This is a genomic window from Helicobacter ibis, from assembly GCF_027859255.1.
Taxonomy (GTDB): domain Bacteria; phylum Campylobacterota; class Campylobacteria; order Campylobacterales; family Helicobacteraceae; genus Helicobacter_D; species Helicobacter_D ibis.
The window spans coordinates 73,355-92,634 of sequence record NZ_JAQHXR010000004.1 but is presented as its reverse complement, the minus strand read 5'-3'; the positions used below and the strand labels follow the sequence as shown (position 1 = coordinate 92,634).

Here is a 19,280-nt window from a genome sequence, read left to right as displayed (position 1 = left end):
TTATCTCTTTATTATAATTTACTCCATGATTTGTTAAATGATTCTAAGTCGTATAAACTGGCCTTATGAAAGGCTGATTTTACGATACATATCAACTCACTTGCAGTAGTGTTAAAATCATCATTAATAAGCAGATAGTCAAAATTTGAAATATTATCTAGCTCACACCTGGCGTTTTTAAGTCGTTTTTTTATGGCTTCACTATCCATATCGCCACGCGATATTAATCTATCTTCTAATATCTTGCTATCTTTTGTTGTTACAAACACCGAAGTTGTATGATTTGGAAAGGATTTTTTAACATTTACCTGTCCTTGCACATCAATATCAAATATAACTAGCTTCCCTTGCTCTAATGCATTTAAAATAGGAGCTTTTGAAGTGCCATAATAATTCCCATGAACCTCTGCCCATTCTAAAAAATTTCCTAGCTCTATATCTTTTTGAAATTGTTCTTTTGTAACAAAATTATAATGAATCCCACACACTTCTCCATCTCGCATATCTCTTGTAGTAGATGAAATAGAAAAATAATGGTTTGGAAAAGATTCTTTTAAAGCAGTATAGAGGGAGCTTTTACCGGCACCACTTGGACCTGATAGAATTAAAATTACTCCCTTTTGTTTAGAATCTATCATAGATCATCTTTTTTTGGGAATTGTATGCTAATGTTAATAGTAGCACCATTTAGCAATTCCTTTAAGCTCTGTGTTTGCAATGCTTGTAATGCACCTATTAGTCCATCTAGTGAAGTAGCAGAAATATTTGTAGGAAGATTTACACTTTCATTTGGTGCATCTTTAGGGACTATTGGTGCGGTATTTGGCTCTTTTGTTATAGGCTCTCCTAATGCCTCGCTTAAACCCTCTAAGCTTAAAGCTGAAAATTCATTATCATTAGCCTCTAGCTTTGATTCTTGTGATTCTTTTACTTGTGGCAACTCATTACTAGCGTCATTTATCATATCTTCTTGCATTGTGTCTTCTTGTGAGAATTCTTCGTTATCTTGTGGAATCTCTAAGAGTTCATCTTGTATATCCTCTGTGATTGCACTTTCATCTGCATTATCTTGTTCTTTACTATCTCCTAGAATGTCTCCTGGTTCATCTTCTTTAGATAGTTCATCTAGAGATTCAAGCTTCATATCATCAGCTATATTATCACTTGTATCTGTGCTTACCTCATCTATTAGGCTATCTAGGTTTTCATTTTCTGTTAGAGATTCTTCTGTGTTTGCACTTTCGCTAGATAGATTAACATCATCAAGTGCGGAATCCTCCGTGCTATCCATGCTAGAATCTGCATTACCTAAATCACTAATACTATCTCCTAATCCCTCAACACTATCCATGCTATCAATATTTAAATCCATAATATCTGTAAGGCTAGAATCTGCAGTATCCACGCTAGGTTGCTCTTGTGGTAGCTCATCATCAAAGTTTAGATTATCTAGTGCATCAGCCAAACTAGCAGTATCTAAAGTATCATCTGTGCTATTATTCTCATCTTTCTTCTCATCAAGCTCTGATAAAAGATCACTTGTATCTATCTCTTCATTGCTAGAATCTTTACTCTCATCATCAGCTGAAAATTCATCAAACTGCTCTTTATCAAAGTCTGACACATCACTCACACTTTCACTTGTATCTACATTTTCTTCAAAGTCAAATGATTCATTAGCTCCTTCCATTGGATTTTCGAGTGTGCTACTAGAATCTACATCTAATGAAACATTATCAAGCCCAATATCACTATCACTAGGCATATCTAAAGACTCATTATTAGCAGAATCTTCACTAGCTACAACTACACTATCACTATCATCATTTAGTAGGGTTTTAATTTCATTTACATCATCTTCATCTAATACACCTGAAGTATTATTCTCATTCATATTTGAATCCTCATCATCTAATCCTAAATCATCTAATCCAGACAAATCAATATCACCATCTAACCCAAAATCATCTAAAGAATCGTCGTTAAACTGCGATATATCATCTGACATATCAGATTCTGCGTGTGTATTCTCTGCGGCAATTCCAGTTAGTTTGCTTAATAGCTTAAGTAGGTCTGTTGGCAAAAATGGCTTTTGGACATATTCATCAAAGCCTTCTATCCTGTCTGTTGATTTGGAGAAAAATAAAATTAACTTAGAATCTGCGTTATTAGCCTTGTAGGAGCTAAAGAGTGTTTCATCATAACATTCATCATCTAATAATAAAATATCGCTAGTGTTTGTTATGTCTAGTTCCTGTGATTCTTCTACATCTAGTCCTATTTTACCAGCACTTAATGTTACAAGCTTTGTAATAATCGGATTTTTATTAACTAAATACAACTTCATAAGAAACACTCCATGACCTAGTTTAGACCAAAATCTGCTACAATTCTAGCACTTTATATCTTAAAAGAAGGAATTTTATGATAAAAAAATATCTTGTTTGTTTTATTGCTATTTTATCTTTTGTTTATGCTGATGAAATATATTTCATGCCACAAGAAAGCAAACAAGCAATAAAGGCACTAACACAAACAATAAAAGAATCATCAAAAAGCATAGATGTAGCCATATATAGCTTCACAAATAGGGAAATATCAAAAGCACTAAGAGACACTGCTAAAAAAGGTACAAAAATAAGAATAATCTATGATAAAAAGGCAAATAAAAACCCAGATAAATCAACAATAGGCTATCTAGCGAAGCTAAAAAATGTAGAAGTATGCACACTGGATGGAGAATTATCAAAAAATAAAAAATATACAGGGCTAATGCACCTAAAAATGGCTATTATCGATAGCAAAAAGATAATCTTAGGCTCTGCAAACTGGTCTAAAAGTGCATTTGAGACAAATTACGAAAATTTAATAATAATGCAAAATAAAGAATTCATAACAAAGGCACAAAATGCCTTTGAACTCATGTTTAAAAAATGTGAAAAATACTAAGACGCTTTAAAAAGATTCCCAAAAAGAGTTTCTGTGTTTTGGTTTATTTTAGAAACTAGAATCTCTTTGTCTATATTTAAAATTTCACTCATTTTATCAAGCACTAATGGTATATAGCTAGGCTCATTTCTCTCACCTCTATAAGGATGAGGAGTAAGATATGGCGAATCTGTCTCTAAAAGGAGAGATTCTAAAGGTATTTTTGGTAAGACTTCAACTAGCTTTCTTGCATTTTTAAATGTCAAAACTCCGCCAATACCATAATAAAACCCATCTTTTGCTAAAGATAGAAGTTGAAAATCTGCATTAAAGCAATGCAAAATACCACCTACAAGCTCTTTAGAGTATTTTTGTAATATTTCTAAAGAATCATTTGAAGCATCTCTTATATGGACTATTAATGGCTTTTTATGCTTTATTGCTAGTTTTATTTGAGATTCAAAGACTTCTTTTTGAAGTTCTTTTAGCTTTTCTGCACTTTGTATTTGTGTCCTATTTAACGCTTCTTCTATATTGTAATAATCCAACCCACACTCACCTATTGCGACACATTTTTTATCCTCAATGAAAGATTCTATGAATCTTTCATCATATAAATGAGGATAGTTTGGGTGAAGTCCAGTGGCAAAAAATACACAATCATGCCTATGAGATATTTCTTGTGCTCTTTTTGTGTCATCTGGGTGTGCTGCTGGGATTATAAATCTAGTAATTCCATTTTCTTTTGCTCTATTTATCACTAAATCTAAATCATCAAAATATCGTTCATCATCTAAATGACAATGTGTATCGCAAAGCTTCATAATAATTCCTTTATGTTAAAATAAAATTCTAATACAACATGCCTTAAAGGATTGATAGATGTTTACAGGCTTGGTTAGAGAAATTGCACAAGTAAAAAGCCTACAAGACAATAAACTGACAATAATTGCAAAACACAAAGGAAAACTAGGTGATAGCATAGCTGTAAATGGTGCATGTCTAACAATTATAGAAATATTAGAAAATGGGTTTTCCTTAGAATTAAGCGAAGAGAGCATAAAAAATATAGCAATAAAATCATACAAGAATCTAGTCCATATAGAACCAGCACTAAAGACAAATGACAGACTTGATGGACATTTCGTGCAAGGGCATATAGATGGTATAGGAGAAATCACAAAAATAATAAAACACAAAATAGGCACAGACTTTTATATAAAAACAACACAAGAAATACTAAGTCTATGTATCCCAAAGGGAAGCATATGTATAAATGGTATTAGCCTAACTATAAATGAAGTATTACAAAATGGAATTAGACTAACAATAATCCCACACACATTGCAAAATACTTTACTCCACACATACAAAGTAGGTGATGAAGTAAATATAGAAACAGATATGTTTGCAAGAATGATAAAACATTTTTTAGATAGAAAGCCAAATAGTCCGCTCACTTGGGAAGCAGTAGATAGAATCTTAGGAGCGTATTAGTGCAAAATAAACACATACAAAAAGCCGTCGCTCTAGCATATGAACAAAATAAACAAAGAGCACCAAAAGTTCTAGCAAAGGGGGAAGGACTATTAGCAGATAGAATAATAGAAAAAGCAAAAGAATTTGACATACCATTGTTTCAAAGCAAAGCATTAGTGGATTCATTAATGGATTTAGAAATAGATAAAGAAATCCCACCAGAACTATACAAAGCAGTAGTAGAAGTTTTCATATGGTTATACAACACAGAAAATAAAGCTCAAGCAAGTAAAAATTAATAATATTTTAAAATATATTTAATAAATGCTTAAGTATAGTTTCAATTTTATTTTACAAATAGGGGGGGGGGGGCAAGATAGTGAAGCCTTCATTAAGCATACTCATACCAAACTACAATGGCGAACAAACAATCACAAGAACTCTAGATTCAATCCTAAATCAAAAAACAAACTATCCATACAAGATAATAATAAGCGATGATGCCTCAACAGATAATAGTATAAAAGTAATAGAAAAATACAGAAAAAAGCACAAAGACAAAATAAAGCTAATAAAACAAAAGAAGAATCTAAAAGTATGTAAAAATGCAATAGCACTATACAAGCAAATAGATAGCGAGTATTTTTGTACACTTGATAGTGATGACTACTGGCTTAGAGATGATAAGATAGAAAAAGCACTAAATTTCTTAGAATCTAACAAAAACTACACGAGCTATCAAGGCAAAACTCTAGTTAAAAAGCCAAATGAAGATTATATATACATTGATTATCCAATTGATCATTCTTGTATGTTTCTCTCGCTACTAACAGCTGATGAGAGAGATAAAGTAATACAAAACAAAACACTCACACAACAAGACTTAGAATTAATAAAATCTCCAATGTCACATCCTACTATGGGACATACTAGTAGTTCTATATTTAGAAATTGTCTAAATAATTATATGCACATTTTTGATAATGCACTAGAAGATGATATATATGGTGGGGATAGCTTTAGGAATTTTGTACATTTAATACATGGCTTTTCATATCATTCTACTGATGTAGATTCTGTATATAATATGCATGGAAATGGTGTGTTTAGTAGTATTAATGAAGATTTATTGCATTATAGATTGGCACATTTGTGGTATCAATTTTGGGAATTTAGTAATAGACAATTCATACTTCCCCTAGCAACTTCATTTCGACACTATTTAACAATACAAGACAGACTAAAAACAATAGCATATAAAGCAGTGGATAATCCACATTATAGAATTCCAATAATGCAAAAAGTCTATGCTGAACACTATAACAAACTAAAAGGATTTTACTCTACTAGCGAAATATTTAAAGATATTATAAAGATAGCTTAAAGTTATGACAAAAAGGGTATAATTAGGGCTTTTTAGTTTTAAACAAAGGACAAATTATGAAACTTGTAGTATGTGGCATTGGTTCTGCTTATAAATATGCTATGGAACTAATAGATGATAGTTGTGAAATTATAGCCTTTATAAACTCTTATGAGCTAACAAGGGGGGGGGGGGGCAATTTAATAATAAACCCTTAATAAATATCTCAAAATTAAAAGATATAGAATTTGATTATATTTTAATAGCAAGTGGAAACTTTGAATCTGTAAAAGAAGAACTACTAAGAGCAGGTATTAATGAATCTATAATATGCGGTTATATATTTGAAAGAGAAAATAATCCAAAAATACAAGAAGCACTAAAATTACCAAATGAATTTGTAAAAAGGTATCTCAACTTAGATCTAACGCAAAAAATAATGCCAAAATGGAAAGCAAAAAACTTCCAAGCCGTAACAATGTGGCATGAAAACACACAAGAAGGATTTGACTTTATAAGAATCCAAACACTATATCTACTCTCACAACAAATACTGAGCAAAAATGTAAATGGTGCGATCGCTGAATGTGGTGTATTTAAAGGAGAGTTCGCAAGGATTATAAATAGATTCTTCAAAGATAGACAATTTTATTTGTTTGATACATTTGAGGGCTTTAGTCCAAGTGATATAAAATGCGAGTTTGGATCTACTGATTTCTTTAATAAAGGATTCAAAAATACAAACGCTAATGCAGTATTAGAATCTATGCCATATAAAGAAAACTGCATAATAAAACAAGGTTACTTTCCAGGGACATTTGACCTAGATGATGAGAAATTTGCATTTGTTAGCTTAGATATGGATTTATATAAGCCAATGAAAGACGCATTAGAAATATTCTACCCTAGATTAAGTCAAGGTGGATACATAATGGCACACGACTATCATAACAAGGTATTTAGTGGCACTAAAGAAGCCATAGATGAATTCTCCAAAAAACACAATGTAACTATAATTCCTATTGCGGATCTATTTGGCTCTGTGATTATCGCAAAATAGTTATTGTTTGATAAAAAAATTAACAAGATTCAAAAGATGTGCAAATGTAAATTTATATCTTTTATAAAGTAAAGTTGCACCTTCTTTTGTATTATAAAAATTCATAATCTTATGATAACCCCAAGTCTTCCTTATATCATGAGGCGAGCATAATGCCATGCAACCCCAAAAAAACTCCAAGGTATCTTTAAATGGCTTTATCCCTGTAAATTCTATCTCATTTGCAAATGTCCTAGATAAAAGCTCTAAATCATCATATGCAATATAAGAATCCAAAAAATAATGCGTCTCTAAATATTCTCTCATTCCAGTCTTAGCACTTGGAGCACTAGCACCAGATACAGCACTTGGTAACCTATAATACACAACTCTTTCTTCTAACACATCAATTTCACCAAACTTAAGTAAATCTATGTGCATTTTATAATCTTGGTAGTTACACAATGATAGTGGCAATGGATAAATTCTCTCAAAATATTCTCTCTTAACACACATTCCGGGTGATACAAAGAGATTTGACACTAAAAATGTATGTCGCAAGAACTCTTCTGTGCTTCTTTTTTGCATATTTAAATATCCATTCATATGACTATGAACTACATTGTTATTAATATCTATTGGGATAAGCTTGGTATAAATTGTAACTGCTTTGCTATTATTGTGAGCATTTATCATTGTCTCAATGGCATTTGGAGCTAGAATATCATCACTAGCACAAAACATTAAGTATTCTCCAGTGCTTTTTTCAAACGCACTATTAAGTGCAGCATTCATTCCTAAGTTATGCTTATGTTTGATTAGCTTTATTCTCTTATCTTTATAGCTTTCTATTATTTGTATGTTTGAATCAGAAGAGCAGTCATCAACAATAATTAGCTCAAAATCTTCACAAGTTTGATTTAATACAGAATCTAAGAAATACTTCACATAGTTTTGATGATTGAAACTAGGTGCTAGTAATGATAATTTTGGTGCTTTTTTCATTTTATCCCCTTAAATTTTAAAAACTCATCATAATCTCTAATATACTCATTCTCATCATAATACTCACTAGCTAAAACCATTAGCACACAATTAGAGCTAAAATTCCTCATCTCTCTCCATATTCCAATGCCAATATATAGCCCAACACTAGGAGTATCTAGCTTTATAACTTCCCTACTCTTTCCACTATCGAGCACAAACTCGCACTCACCACTTAACACAACTGCTACTTGTTCCAATCTTGTATGTGCATGAAATCCTCTCTCTTTATCGCTAGTATTGTATATATAATACACTCTCTTTATACAAAATGGTATGTTTTTATTTTCTTCCAAACTCACAAGATTTCCACGCAAATCACCCATAACGCTAAAATTTAATAATTTATAATTTCTAAAATCCATATTTCTTTGCATACCATTGTATAGTTTTCATAATCCCACTCTCAAAGGATTCTTGCGGTATAAAACCTAGCTTGTTTTGTATCTTAGAGGCATTTATTGCATATCTTCTATCATGCCCTGCTCTATCTTTTACAAATCTTATTTGCTTTGTATAGGATTCTTCTTTTGGGTATAGCTTATCTAGTGCCTTACAGATATACTCTGCGATATTTATATTTTGAATCTCACAATTCCCACCAACATTAAAACTCTCTCCAAAATAATCACTATGAAATACCAAATCAATTGCCCTTGCATGATCATCTACATATAACCAATCCCTTATATTTTTCCCATCTCCATATATTGGTATGTCTTTGTTTAATAATGCGTTTCTTATTATTGTTGGGATTAGCTTTTCATCATGTTGCTTTATCCCATAATTATTGGAACAATTAGTTATAAATCCACATAAACCATAAGTATGAAAATAAGACCTAACAAGCATATCGCTAGATGCCTTAGAAGCTGAATAAGGAGAGTTTGGTGCATAGGAGGTAGATTCAGTAAATGGCTCATCATTAATCTCTAGTGAGCCATATACCTCATCTGTGCTAATGTGAAAAAATACATGTCTTGCAGAATCCTTACACACAAATGGCTCAACAAACCAAGCATTATAAGCATTATGCAATAGATTAAAAGTGCCATTTACATTAGTATTTATAAATACACTTGGATTTTTAATAGAATTATCAACATGAGATTCAGCAGCAAAGTGTATGACAGAATCTATTTTATGCTCCAAAAACACTTCTCTAACAAAGTCAAAATCACAAATATCACCCTTTATAAAAGTGTAATTTTCTTCGCTTTCAACTTCTCTTAGATTCTCCAAACTCCCAGCATATGTCAAAGAATCTAAGTTAAAAATATGATAATTTCTATACTTTTTAGCAAAGTAATTTATAAAATTACTCCCTATAAACCCCGCTCCACCAGTGATTAAAATATTCATCGAAAGCCTTCTGATACTTTTTTTAGATACTCACCATACCCACTCTTTGCCAAAAATTCCGCTCTTTTAAGCAGAGTTTCCTTGTCTATCCAGCCATTATTGTATGCTATTTCCTCCAAACACGCTACTTTATAACCCTGTCTTACTTCTATTGTCTGCACAAAACTTCCAGCCTCAAGCAGACTATCATGTGTCCCAGTATCAAGCCATGCAAACCCACGCCTTAGAATCTGTGTCTTTAGCCTTTTATTGCTTAGATATACAGAATTTACATCAGTGATTTCTAGCTCACCTCTAGTGCTTGGCTTTATGCTCTTTGCAATATCAATGGCTGAATTATCATAAAAGTAAAGTCCAGTAGCCGCAAAGTTACTCTTTGGCTCTTGTGGCTTTTCTTCTATGCTTAGTATGTTCTCACTCTCATCAAACTCCACTACTCCGAATCTATGCGGATCATTTACCCTATATGAAAATATAGTTGCGTAGTTATTTTTTGCATTTTCTTTTGCTTCTTTTAGCATTGGAGATAAACCCTGCCCATAGAAAATATTATCCCCTAAAATTAATGCCATATCATCGTTTTTGACAAATTCTTCTGCTAAGATAAGCCCTTGTGCTAGTCCATCTGGAGAGCTTTGAATCTTGTATTCTATATTCATACCAAGCCAATCCCCACTGCCAAAAAGCTCTCTAAATCTATCTATATCACTTGGAGTTGAGATTATTAGCACATCTCTAATGTGTGCTAACATAAGCACGGAAAATGGATAATAAATCATAGGCTTATCATATATTGGTAGGAGTTGCTTTGATATGGTGAGTGTTGTAGGATATAGCCGTGTGCCACTACCACCTGCTAAAATTATGCCTTTCATAATTCTCCTTTTAATTTTTTAATTAGCGTTCTTATTGGGTGGCGTGTAGAGTTTATTTTGTATTCTAGTTTTTTCATTTTTAGATATATATCTCGTGCTAGAATGTCTAGCTTTTCTTGCTCTCTATTTTCATAAATGTCTAAAAGCTCATCTCTAAAGGCTTCACATCTTAGTGCTATACTCCACCACTGCCTAATATATGGAGTAGCTACCAAATGACCATAATTGTAAAATGGTTCTACAAATGAATCCCAAGGCTTCAAATGTCCTATAAAATGAACAATTCTAATATCTTTTAGTGCCTCATTATAAACACTTTCTTCTTCATTTATGTTAGCATTGTTCTTACCTCTAAATACTAGCTTATTAGAAGGAAGTAGCAAATAATAATTAAACTTTGGCGATAAGATCTTCGTCTTATCCTTTATAACTACATTTAGTGCATCTTGATCTGGAAACATAGATTCATAATTACTTAGAAACTCTATACATGTTTCTTCTACTTTATGCTCTCGCCATTGCTTCAAATTCACAAGTAATAAACCAGAGTTAAAATAAATGTTTGTATCTAAAGTGACATAAGATAGCTTTTGTCTTTTAAGAGCTAGTGGTCTTTTATTCTGTGGTCTATAAAAGTCTAGCACAACACCAGCTATTGCCTCGCCTAAATCTACTTCAAACAAACAACTAATATCGCCAACTACAAGCATATCAACATCTAAATACAAGCATCTATCAATATCTGCTGGTATAACTTGTGCTAACTTTAACCTATAATAAGCTAGATAGTTTTGATTCTCTCCCCATAAAGGTGAGCCTTGAAAGTCCTTATCACCCATATGATGTAACTTTATGCTAATTTTGCAATATTTACTAAGGCTATTAGTTAGAAGCTCCATTTTATCGCTTATTTCTTTTGAAATTTCATTTGTAAGAATGTGTATCATATATCCATTATCATGTGGGCTATTTTTAGCTATGCTAGAGATTAAAACAGCAGCATATTTCATATATGATTCATCAGAATTAAGAACAATGTGATACATAAAACACTCCAAAACAATCTAAATACAATTAAAAATTGTAATAAATTTATCTTTAATAGTAAATTTAGCACATTTTATTGAATCTTTATGCAAGTTTTATAATAATCACACTTCCAAAGCGATAAGTAGGGGAATGAATCCGAACAGGCTTTGAATCTTAAACAAAGGACAAATAATGAAAAAGTTACTTTTCGTATTTATGGCATTAGCAGGTTTTGCATTTGCTGCTGAAGGTGGAAGCAATGGAGAAATACTACTTGCATATTCTGCAATTGCTGCTGGTATTGGATTAGGTATTGCTGCATTAGGTGGTGCTATTGGTATGGGTAATACTTCTGCTGCTACTATTTCTGGTATGGCTAGAAATCCTGGCGTTGGCGGTAAGCTAATGACAACTATGTTTATTGCTTTAGCAATGATTGAAGCACAAGTTATCTATACACTTGTTGTAGCTTTAATCCTACTTTATGCAAATCCTTTCTTAGCAGTGCTAGGACTTTAACAATATTTAGATTCTGCTTTTGCAGAATCTATTGCGCTGGTGGTGGAATGGTAGACACACCATCTTGAGGGGGTGGCGGGGCGACCCGTGCGAGTTCAAGTCTCGCTCAGCGCACCACAAACTAACATGGTGTATATGTTGATACAATTTATAATAATAATCCCAATATACAACTCACAAAATACTCTAAAAAACACGCTAGACTCACTAAAGAATCAAACATATAAAAATTACAAAGCTATTTTAATAGATGATGGGAGCACAGATAATAGCTATGATATAGCACAAGAATATACCCAATATAACAGGATAATCTTGCATAAACATAAAAATAGTGGAGTAAGTATAGCTAGGAACAAAGCACTAAAAATAGCACAAGAAGAATACGAAAAAACAAAGGCTAAAGATATATATGTATGCTTCCTAGATTCTGATGATTTATTAGAAAATTTCGCACTAGAACATTATAAAAACATAATAGAAGAAAATAAAAATATACAATGCATTTTAAGCAATAGCGTATATTATGCAAATTATGACTACACAAATAAAGAACTGCAAGAAAATTACTTCTTTAACAAAGAGATAATAAACACAAATCTAATATCGCCACAGCAAATAGCGTTTCATTTAAGAAATGAATGGCACTCTCCTTGCATGTATTGCTATGATGCAGACTTTTTATTCTCTACCAAATATAAACTTCATAGAAACAAACATACTACATGAGGACAACCTATATCACACAAGCATAATGTTAAAAACAACAAAACTATACATAAACAACATAGCAGTATATACAATAGTAAAGTCAAAAGATTCCCTAACTAGATCAAATATAACCATGCAAAAAGCACAACTAGAAGTAAAATCATTCTACACAATAATACAAGAATATGAAAAACTATTAATAAATCAAGAATCAAAATTTTGGAAAAAATTCCTAAAAAGAAAAATAAGATACCATGCAAGACGATTATTTAAATATATCCTATATACTGGGTATTTTGATATATACACAAAAAAAGAAATTCTAAAATACAGAAAATACTTTTCATTTGGTAAAATAGTGAAATTATATCTGCTAGATAAATTTCCAAATATAAAAGAAAGGCTATGAGAATCCTATGTATCACAGACAAGCAAATAAATGAACACGAAACAGCTCTAAAGGGGATCTTTGAACACCATATTTTAGAATATTGTGAGTGCTATATGGTGTATTTTACAAAAGATTCAAAAGTTGCAATAAGCGTTGATAACAAGCTTATATTTCCATATTCTACAAAGCATAGAAATTTCGTAAAAACACTCCTTAGACTTAATTACAATCTAAATGACTTTGATTTTATAATTGTTAGAAACTTTTATTCAATAGCAAAGCAGATTCTACCATTTAGTCAAAAAATAGTGTTTTGGGAGACTTTCCCACATGACTATCGTAGAATCTATGAAGCAAAAAGAGATAAAAAAGCTATTCTTAGAAAAAGCATAGAGTATAAAATAAAATACTATCTGCATACAAAAATCCTAGAAAAATGCCTAGCATACATGGGCAGCACTCCTCATTTTAAAGACATGTTTTATAGCCATCTTACAATTCCAACTTCCTACATACCAAATGGCATTGACTTTAGTTTGTGCAATTTAGAATTAATAAAGAAAAATATAAGCCAAATAAATACCCCACTCAAACTACTCTACATAGGCTCAATAGATAAAAATAGACAAATGTTAGAGATAATAGACGCTATAAATGAAGTAAATAGTGATTTTGTATTAGATATTTTTAGCTCTAGTGAAAATTCTGAAATGGATAAAATAAAAGAAATAACCAAGCAAAATAATAAAATAAGACTAAGGGATTCTGTTCCATTTAATGAGATATTTAATATAATCCCAAACTATGATATAGGCTTAGGCATAATCCCAAACACACCGCTATATAGCGTAGCCTCTCCAATAAAGGTAATGGAATATGCAAGTAATGGTGTAATCCCTCTAATAAATGATTTGCCAGAATATATAAGATTATTTGATGAAAATAGTGCATTTTTTACAAAATTTGACAAAACACATATAACAAGCACAATAGAATCGATAATCAAAACAGACAAAAATAAACTAATAGAAAAAAAACAAAACTTACTAAAACTAGCACAAGCAAAGCTAGATTACAAAAATATAGCAAAAGATATTTACAACTTTTTGCTAACACTCTAAAAGTCTTTTGTATATCCCTTCTATTTTATTCCCCATTGAAGAAAGAGAGAAATTATCCACCATAAACTCTCTATTTATTTTTATATCTACCCTTTTTTTTAGCACATCTATTAGAGCTTTTATAAAAGATTCTAATGTCGCATCATTTGTAAGGATAAAGTTATTATCACAATACAAATCCTTCAAGCTCCCAATATCAGCGGCAATGCAAATCTTTTCCATAAATAGTGCTTGCATTAGTGCTTGAGATACTCCCTCTCCACTATCTGAAGTAAGAACAAAAATATCAATAGCCTCTAAAAACTCTGCTGGATTATCAATAAATCCAATTCTTCCAACATAACTTTCAGCAGATTCTATTTTCTCTCCATTTTCATTTATATAGCCACATACAAGCTTATCTAAGTATTCTTTGCCAACTCCTCCACCACCGATAGCAAAATATACATTTGGATAACTTTTATGAATCTCTCTTGCAAGAGAGACAAAGTTATCAAACCTCTTAAATCGTCTCAAAATCCCTAAAAAACCGACAACTATTTTTTCTTGCGGTATATTGTATTTTTTTCTTGATTTTTGCTTATCATATCGCATAGGTGCGAATCTTTCCTCATCTATGCCTGTTGGCACAGATAGGATTTTATCACTTTTAATTCTGTTATCTTTAATCATTGCTTCTTTTACACTCTCACCAGTTGTCATTATAAAATCAGCAAGTTCGTTTATGAAGTTTAGCCTAGAGCTATTTATCTTATTTGATAGATGTCTTGTGCGTATGAATTTTGCATTACTTATAAGAGAGGCTAGACCACCTACCCAAGTATCTATCCCACTATGAGTATTGATGATTTGAAAATTATTTTCTTGTGTTATTTTTTTAAGCTGCAAAATACTTCTTAAATCAAACTTCCCAGAAAATGGCACAACATAAGTATCAAAGCCAAGTTCTCTAGCCTTTTGCAATATCATACAAGAATCCCTAGTAGCAAGTGCTACATAATGTCCTCTTTTTCTCATTTCTTGCATTTCAGCTATGATTCTCATCTCTTGACCACCATAGCCATCACTCCACTCTGTGTGCAGTATCCTATATGCCATATATATCCCTATATACAGCCTCTAATAGTGCAAATGGATATAAAAAATGCTCCAAAGCGTGAATCCTCTCTTCATAAATTTCTAAAGATTCATACTTTGGTATCACCCCTTGAGCTATTATCTCTCCACTATCAAGCTCACTAGTTACATAATGCACACTAACACCCCCTAGCACCATAGGAGAGTTAAAGCTATCTTCTATACCATTTGCACCTTTATATAATGGGAGCAATGAAGGGTGGATATTTATAGCTTTAAAATTATTTGTAAAGTTAGGAGTAAGAATCCTCATAAACCCAGCTAAAACACAAAGCTCAATATCATGCTCTTTTAGGATATTTACAAGCTCCATATCAAAGCTCTCCCTATCCTTGCCCTTGCTTTCACACACTATTGTTTTAATCCCTTGATTTTGTGCTCTAACCACACCATAGGCATTTTTTTTATTGCTTAGTGCTAGAGCTACATTTATACTAAATTTATTTCCATCTTCATTATCTCTAGCTTCTCTAAACCCCCTCTTAAGCCCAGAGATAAAAAATGATTCATGTATTGGAATCTCATTTGTAGGGATAAATGTTTTATTATGTAATTGCCTTATTAATCGCTCTAAGTTACTGCCATTACCGCTAAAGAGTATTGCTATATTTTTTTTCACTTAAATAATTCTCCGTGCTTTGTCTTTAGATTCTCTATATTTGCCAAAATTTCCTTTACACCATACTCTACACTTTCATCATCTAATTCTTCGACATACAAATCTAGTGCTTTTTCTATTTTGTCTTCATCTACTCCTGCTAAGAGTAGTGCTACACATAGCATATCACTAAGCTGTATTGAGAGTTCTTCTACTTCTTCTTCTAGTTCTTTTATTCTATCTTTACTCATATTTGTCTCCTTTGAAAATTTCTTCTATCATAACCTTTATATCATCATATAAAAAACTCTCCTTAAAACCCTCTATCTTACCACCACTAGCATTAAAATGTCCTCCACCTCCAAAGTATTTAGAAGCTATGGCACTTACATCGCATTTATTATTTGCTCTCAAGCTCACATTTCCTCTAGTATTAACATCAATAAAAAAGTCAAAATCACAATTCGTTTTTAAAAACAAATTAGCCACAACAGAAATACTTCCTAGCCCATAACTCAAAAACCCTCTATATCCATCACAATACACAAGAGAAGATTCTGCTCTTTTGCTTAATAGCTTATTTTGAAAATTTGATATTAAATTATCAATACTATCACTATTTAACTCACCACCTAAATATCTCTTTTTAATCCCCAAAATACTATTATCAAGCTCTATATAATTATTATTTAGTCCAAGAATCTTTGAAGATTCTTTTAATAAATGAAGCTTATAGCCCCTATCATCATCATCAAACATAAATCTACTAAACTCTCTACATTCAGCAATTATACGCATAGCCACCTTGCCAAACTCAAAGGCATAGCTATTCTCACACCACAAATCAACACTATTTATCATATCCACCATAGGAGATAGCCAACTTTTAGTCAAATCTAACACTTCATACCTGGCACTTAGCGTATCATAGACTATTTTTGTAGCACATCTTGTAGTATCTAGCACATACCATTCATATTTTGCTGCACACTCTGCACCACTTTTGTGATGATCTAGTAGTTCGAAACTAACGCTATATCCATTTAAATTTAGCTCAAAAATCTCATCTTTTAAACTCTGACATTCACTTAGAGTTAGATTTAAATCACTAATTATTATATGTGCCTTATTTTCTTTGTTTTGTTTTATATTCTTTATTATATGTTCGATTCTTGCCATTACTTCTTTGCCATAATTAGCATTATAAAAAAACATCTTAGTTGCAATATTTTTATAAATCTCACTACTTACAAGCTGACAACCATACCCGTCTAAATCAATGTGCGAAAGGTGGTGAATGTGCATTATCTACCTTTAAACTATAAAATCTACCATTCCTAAAATCTCATATTTGCTTTGATGATCTATCTCTGCAACTGATAGCGCAACTACTTTCCTAGAGATTCCATACTGATCTACAAAAGTAGCTAGTGGTTTTCTTAATATCATAGGCACAGCACCTATTATCATAGGTGAAGCACCAACTGATACACTCTTATTATATGAAGCCACAATAGCATCAAATAGGCTTTGAGATTCAGTAGGACTTAGGCGCAATCTTTGACCAATTTTACTCTGGTCTGGTAATCTCTCTAATAAAAACTGCTCCAAAGCTGGTGAAAGCACAAAATACTTTAACGCACCATCATCACTTTTGAAGTTATAAGTAATAACTCTCTTTAAAGAAGCCCTAACATACTCCACCAAAGATGGCAAATCAGCCTTATAAGCAGGAGCTCCATTTGCTATTGCTTCTGAAATGCTTAGCATATCTCTAATAGGAATCTGCTCATGCAACAACTCTTTTAATACATGTTGAATGATACCTACGCCGACGCCTTTCATTTCTTCTGCTAATATAGGATAATCTTCTCCTAGTTTTGATACTAGATTTGATACTTCTTGTCTTGTTAATAGCTCCTCTGCATATTGTTTGATTACCTCTTGAATATGCGTCGAAATCACCGTTGCACAATCAATAGTAGTATATCCTTCTATAATTGCATCTTCTTTTTTATCTGGATCTATCCAATATGCGTCCATACCAAATACAGGCTCTTTTGTAGGAATCCCATCTGGTGGCTCACCAACAAAGCCACCCGGTATTGCTAAGAATTTATCAGGCATTATTTTGCCTTTTCCAATTTCTACATCTTTTAAGAATATTTGATACTCATCTGGTTCTAAATTCAAATTATCCCTCAAATGTACCATAGGGACTAAAACACCAAGTTCTGTTGCAACTGCTTTACGAATCTGCCTTATTTTATTTACAAGCTCTCCACCTTGTGCTGGATCTGCAAATTTAATTAGCTGATAACCAAGCGATACTCTAAGAATAGTAACTTTTAATGCCTTATCAAGCTCTGCTTCCTCTCTCTTTCGCCTTGCTTCTTCACTCTCTTGTGGCTGTGGTGGTTGGGAGGCGACTTGTTGTGCTTGTTGTGTGGCTTTTTCTTGTCTTTGCTTTGCTGCATTTAGTGCTGCTTGTGGGTCTAATTCTTCATCTTGTTTTGGTTTTTTTAGTTTTTGGAACATGGATTCTACAAACTTCCATACCTCGCCATCTTTTTGCTTGTTTAAAAGCAAGGATAATGATAGAAATAACAATCCAACAAACCCAAGCGATAAAGTAGGAAGTCCCGGCACTAACGCAAACATAAGCAGAACACAACCAACAATTAACAAAGTCTTAGATTCATTAACTAGCTGGTCTATAATTCCTGCAGCGAAGTTTTCTCCCTCTTTACTAAATCGTGTAACAATAATACCCGTAGCAGTAGATACAATAAGTGCAGGAAGTTGAGATACAAGCCCATCACCAATAGTAAGGATAGTAAAAGTAGAAGCAGAATCTGCAACAGACATATCTTTTTGAAATACGCCAATTAAAAATCCGCCGATTATATTAATAAGCGTAATTATAATACCAGCTACTGCATCACCTTTTACAAACTTATTAGCACCATCCATAGAACCATAAAAATCCGCTTCAGCTGCTAGTTCATCCCTTCTTGCCTTTGCTTCTTCTTGTCCTATAAGTCCGGTATTTAAGTCCGCATCAATAGCCATTTGCTTCCCGGGCATAGCATCTAGTGTGAATCTTGCCTTTACTTCAGATACACGCGTAGAACCATTAGTAACAACCATGAAATTAATAATTACCAAAATAATAAATAAAATAACACCTATTACATAATTTCCACCGACAACAAACTGCCCAAATGCAGTAATAATATCACTAACAGCCTCTGGTCCCATGTGTCCATTACTCAAAATCATTCTTGTAGTAGCGATATTTAAAGAAAGCCTAAATAGCGTAACAATCAAAAGTAATGTCGGAAATGCTGAAAAATCGGTAGGCTTTTTTACATAAAGTGCAATTAAGATAATAAGTGCGGAGAGTGCAATTGATATAGCCAAGAAAAAGTCTAATAATGCACTAGGTAGAGGCACGATAATGATTGCTAAAATAGCAACGATAAAAAAGACAACCGTTAAATCTTTTGAACCAGTTAGAAATCCAAAAAATGGAGCTATCTTTCCTAATAATGAACTCTTCGCACCGCTACTTTTAGCCAACTTATCTCCTAAAGACAAAAATAATCTGATATTCTAATCTACTTTAGCCCATAAAATCAATAAATCCACTAAGTTTTAGCAATTTTTTACAATTTTATGCTA

General features: G+C 32.3%; 23 protein-coding genes and 1 tRNA gene. 11 read left to right on the top strand and 13 right to left on the bottom strand.

The window, feature by feature from the left end; translation table 11 throughout:
- Window positions 1–11: 11 nt before the first annotated feature.
- Both gmk and PF021_RS07160 read right to left on the bottom strand, forming a co-directional pair.
- Window positions 12–638 carry a guanylate kinase gene (gmk, locus tag PF021_RS07165; RefSeq protein ID WP_271021806.1) on the bottom strand — a complete coding sequence of 209 codons (627 nt, stop codon included), beginning with the start codon at window positions 636–638 and terminating at the stop codon, window positions 12–14.
- A complete protein-coding gene (locus PF021_RS07160) occupies window positions 635–2,347 on the bottom strand; it encodes a midas domain-containing protein (protein WP_271021805.1) in 1,713 nt (570 codons plus the stop codon). The genes gmk and PF021_RS07160 overlap by 4 nt, the downstream gene beginning before the upstream one ends.
- A 77-nt stretch (window positions 2,348–2,424) precedes the next feature.
- On the opposite strand from PF021_RS07160, the gene PF021_RS07155 reads away from it, so the two are divergent.
- Window positions 2,425–2,949 (top strand): phospholipase D-like domain-containing protein, encoded by a 525-nt coding sequence (locus PF021_RS07155; protein ID WP_271021804.1) that lies wholly within the window; start codon window positions 2,425–2,427, stop codon window positions 2,947–2,949.
- Here PF021_RS07155 and PF021_RS07150 read toward each other — a convergent pair.
- Window positions 2,946–3,752 carry a TatD family hydrolase gene (locus tag PF021_RS07150; RefSeq protein ID WP_271021803.1) on the bottom strand — a complete coding sequence of 269 codons (807 nt, stop codon included), beginning with the start codon at window positions 3,750–3,752 and terminating at the stop codon, window positions 2,946–2,948. The genes PF021_RS07155 and PF021_RS07150 overlap by 4 nt on opposite strands.
- 58 nt (window positions 3,753–3,810) lie before the next feature.
- On the opposite strand from PF021_RS07150, the gene ribE reads away from it, so the two are divergent.
- From ribE to PF021_RS07125, 5 genes are all read left to right on the top strand, one after another.
- Window positions 3,811–4,425, top strand: a complete 615-nt coding sequence (gene ribE / locus PF021_RS07145) for a riboflavin synthase (RefSeq protein ID WP_271021802.1) — start codon at window positions 3,811–3,813, stop codon at window positions 4,423–4,425.
- Window positions 4,425–4,706, top strand: a complete 282-nt coding sequence (locus PF021_RS07140) for an EscU/YscU/HrcU family type III secretion system export apparatus switch protein (RefSeq protein ID WP_271021801.1) — start codon at window positions 4,425–4,427, stop codon at window positions 4,704–4,706. The genes ribE and PF021_RS07140 overlap by 1 nt, the downstream gene beginning before the upstream one ends.
- Window positions 4,707–4,786: 80 nt before the next feature.
- Entirely contained in the window at window positions 4,787–5,791 is a 1,005-nt protein-coding gene (locus PF021_RS07135; RefSeq protein ID WP_271021800.1) for a glycosyltransferase family 2 protein, read from the top strand.
- A gap of 56 nt (window positions 5,792–5,847) precedes the next feature.
- Window positions 5,848–5,988, top strand: coding sequence for a hypothetical protein (locus tag PF021_RS07130; RefSeq protein WP_271021799.1), 141 nt, complete (start codon window positions 5,848–5,850; stop codon window positions 5,986–5,988).
- 221 nt (window positions 5,989–6,209) lie between these two features.
- Window positions 6,210–6,830 (top strand): TylF/MycF/NovP-related O-methyltransferase, encoded by a 621-nt coding sequence (locus PF021_RS07125; RefSeq protein WP_271021798.1) that lies wholly within the window; start codon window positions 6,210–6,212, stop codon window positions 6,828–6,830.
- On the opposite strand, the gene PF021_RS07120 is transcribed toward PF021_RS07125, so the two are convergent.
- Genes PF021_RS07120 through PF021_RS07100 form a run of 5 tightly spaced genes read right to left on the bottom strand, consistent with a single transcriptional unit; the run spans window position 6,831 to window position 11,136 of the window.
- Window positions 6,831–7,814 (bottom strand): glycosyltransferase family 2 protein, encoded by a 984-nt coding sequence (locus PF021_RS07120; protein ID WP_271021797.1) that lies wholly within the window; start codon window positions 7,812–7,814, stop codon window positions 6,831–6,833.
- A complete protein-coding gene (locus PF021_RS07115; RefSeq protein ID WP_271021796.1) occupies window positions 7,811–8,218 on the bottom strand; it encodes a sugar 3,4-ketoisomerase in 408 nt (135 codons plus the stop codon). Before PF021_RS07115 ends, PF021_RS07120 begins: the two co-directional genes overlap by 4 nt.
- On the bottom strand, window positions 8,208–9,215 hold the full coding sequence (rfbB, locus tag PF021_RS07110) for a dTDP-glucose 4,6-dehydratase (RefSeq protein ID WP_271021795.1): 1,008 nt from the start codon (window positions 9,213–9,215) through the stop codon (window positions 8,208–8,210). Before rfbB ends, PF021_RS07115 begins: the two co-directional genes overlap by 11 nt.
- Window positions 9,212–10,090, bottom strand: coding sequence for a glucose-1-phosphate thymidylyltransferase RfbA (gene rfbA, locus PF021_RS07105; RefSeq protein ID WP_271021794.1), 879 nt, complete (start codon window positions 10,088–10,090; stop codon window positions 9,212–9,214). Before rfbA ends, rfbB begins: the two co-directional genes overlap by 4 nt.
- Window positions 10,087–11,136, bottom strand: coding sequence for a glycosyltransferase family 8 protein (locus PF021_RS07100; protein ID WP_271021793.1), 1,050 nt, complete (start codon window positions 11,134–11,136; stop codon window positions 10,087–10,089). The genes rfbA and PF021_RS07100 overlap by 4 nt, the downstream gene beginning before the upstream one ends.
- A gap of 175 nt (window positions 11,137–11,311) precedes the next feature.
- Between PF021_RS07100 and PF021_RS07095 the strand changes: the two genes are divergently transcribed.
- The 5 genes from PF021_RS07095 to PF021_RS07075 all read left to right on the top strand — a co-directional run bounded on the left by PF021_RS07095 (window position 11,312) and on the right by PF021_RS07075 (window position 13,861).
- Window positions 11,312–11,638, top strand: a complete 327-nt coding sequence (locus PF021_RS07095; protein WP_271021792.1) for a F0F1 ATP synthase subunit C — start codon at window positions 11,312–11,314, stop codon at window positions 11,636–11,638.
- 33 nt (window positions 11,639–11,671) lie between these two features.
- Window positions 11,672–11,755, top strand: a tRNA-Leu gene (locus PF021_RS07090).
- A gap of 18 nt (window positions 11,756–11,773) precedes the next feature.
- Window positions 11,774–12,367: a glycosyltransferase family A protein gene (locus PF021_RS07085; RefSeq protein WP_271021791.1), complete on the top strand. Its 594-nt coding sequence runs from the start codon at window positions 11,774–11,776 to the stop codon at window positions 12,365–12,367.
- Window positions 12,306–12,758, top strand: a complete 453-nt coding sequence (locus PF021_RS07080; protein WP_271021790.1) for a hypothetical protein — start codon at window positions 12,306–12,308, stop codon at window positions 12,756–12,758. Before PF021_RS07085 ends, PF021_RS07080 begins: the two co-directional genes overlap by 62 nt.
- A complete protein-coding gene (locus PF021_RS07075; RefSeq protein ID WP_271021789.1) occupies window positions 12,755–13,861 on the top strand; it encodes a glycosyltransferase family protein in 1,107 nt (368 codons plus the stop codon). The genes PF021_RS07080 and PF021_RS07075 overlap by 4 nt, the downstream gene beginning before the upstream one ends.
- Here the strand turns inward: PF021_RS07075 and PF021_RS07070 are convergent.
- Genes PF021_RS07070 through flhA form a run of 5 tightly spaced genes read right to left on the bottom strand, consistent with a single transcriptional unit; the run spans window position 13,850 to window position 19,178 of the window.
- Window positions 13,850–14,959, bottom strand: coding sequence for a glycosyltransferase family 4 protein (locus tag PF021_RS07070; RefSeq protein WP_271021788.1), 1,110 nt, complete (start codon window positions 14,957–14,959; stop codon window positions 13,850–13,852). The genes PF021_RS07075 and PF021_RS07070 overlap by 12 nt on opposite strands.
- Window positions 14,949–15,617 carry a phosphoribosylglycinamide formyltransferase gene (gene purN / locus PF021_RS07065; RefSeq protein WP_271021787.1) on the bottom strand — a complete coding sequence of 223 codons (669 nt, stop codon included), beginning with the start codon at window positions 15,615–15,617 and terminating at the stop codon, window positions 14,949–14,951. Before purN ends, PF021_RS07070 begins: the two co-directional genes overlap by 11 nt.
- Window positions 15,614–15,847 carry a hypothetical protein gene (locus PF021_RS07060; RefSeq protein ID WP_271021786.1) on the bottom strand — a complete coding sequence of 78 codons (234 nt, stop codon included), beginning with the start codon at window positions 15,845–15,847 and terminating at the stop codon, window positions 15,614–15,616. Before PF021_RS07060 ends, purN begins: the two co-directional genes overlap by 4 nt.
- Window positions 15,840–16,901 carry a DHH family phosphoesterase gene (locus PF021_RS07055; protein WP_271021785.1) on the bottom strand — a complete coding sequence of 354 codons (1,062 nt, stop codon included), beginning with the start codon at window positions 16,899–16,901 and terminating at the stop codon, window positions 15,840–15,842. Before PF021_RS07055 ends, PF021_RS07060 begins: the two co-directional genes overlap by 8 nt.
- Window positions 16,902–16,910: 9 nt before the next feature.
- Entirely contained in the window at window positions 16,911–19,178 is a 2,268-nt protein-coding gene (flhA, locus tag PF021_RS07050; RefSeq protein ID WP_271021784.1) for a flagellar biosynthesis protein FlhA, read from the bottom strand.
- Between the last annotated feature and the right edge of the window lie 102 nt (window positions 19,179–19,280).

Bases quoted from the DNA above. Each gene is read 5' to 3' on its own strand.
- gmk (WP_271021806.1), bottom strand. From the start codon at position 638: ATGATAGATTCTAAACAAAAGGGAGTAATTTTAATTCTATCAGGTCCA.
- PF021_RS07160 (WP_271021805.1), bottom strand. From the start codon at position 2,347: ATGAAGTTGTATTTAGTTAATAAAAATCCGATTATTACAAAGCTTGTA.
- PF021_RS07155 (WP_271021804.1), top strand. From the start codon at position 2,425: ATGATAAAAAAATATCTTGTTTGTTTTATTGCTATTTTATCTTTTGTT.
- PF021_RS07150 (WP_271021803.1), bottom strand. From the start codon at position 3,752: ATGAAGCTTTGCGATACACATTGTCATTTAGATGATGAACGATATTTT.
- ribE (WP_271021802.1), top strand. From the start codon at position 3,811: ATGTTTACAGGCTTGGTTAGAGAAATTGCACAAGTAAAAAGCCTACAA.
- PF021_RS07130 (WP_271021799.1), top strand. From the start codon at position 5,848: ATGAAACTTGTAGTATGTGGCATTGGTTCTGCTTATAAATATGCTATG.
- PF021_RS07125 (WP_271021798.1), top strand. From the start codon at position 6,210: ATGCCAAAATGGAAAGCAAAAAACTTCCAAGCCGTAACAATGTGGCAT.
- PF021_RS07120 (WP_271021797.1), bottom strand. From the start codon at position 7,814: ATGAAAAAAGCACCAAAATTATCATTACTAGCACCTAGTTTCAATCAT.
- PF021_RS07115 (WP_271021796.1), bottom strand. From the start codon at position 8,218: ATGGATTTTAGAAATTATAAATTATTAAATTTTAGCGTTATGGGTGAT.
- rfbB (WP_271021795.1), bottom strand. From the start codon at position 9,215: ATGAATATTTTAATCACTGGTGGAGCGGGGTTTATAGGGAGTAATTTT.
- rfbA (WP_271021794.1), bottom strand. From the start codon at position 10,090: ATGAAAGGCATAATTTTAGCAGGTGGTAGTGGCACACGGCTATATCCT.
- PF021_RS07100 (WP_271021793.1), bottom strand. From the start codon at position 11,136: ATGTATCACATTGTTCTTAATTCTGATGAATCATATATGAAATATGCT.
- PF021_RS07095 (WP_271021792.1), top strand. From the start codon at position 11,312: ATGAAAAAGTTACTTTTCGTATTTATGGCATTAGCAGGTTTTGCATTT.
- PF021_RS07085 (WP_271021791.1), top strand. From the start codon at position 11,774: ATGTTGATACAATTTATAATAATAATCCCAATATACAACTCACAAAAT.
- PF021_RS07080 (WP_271021790.1), top strand. From the start codon at position 12,306: ATGATGCAGACTTTTTATTCTCTACCAAATATAAACTTCATAGAAACA.
- PF021_RS07075 (WP_271021789.1), top strand. From the start codon at position 12,755: ATGAGAATCCTATGTATCACAGACAAGCAAATAAATGAACACGAAACA.
- PF021_RS07070 (WP_271021788.1), bottom strand. From the start codon at position 14,959: ATGGCATATAGGATACTGCACACAGAGTGGAGTGATGGCTATGGTGGT.
- PF021_RS07060 (WP_271021786.1), bottom strand. From the start codon at position 15,847: ATGAGTAAAGATAGAATAAAAGAACTAGAAGAAGAAGTAGAAGAACTC.
- PF021_RS07055 (WP_271021785.1), bottom strand. From the start codon at position 16,901: ATGCACATTCACCACCTTTCGCACATTGATTTAGACGGGTATGGTTGT.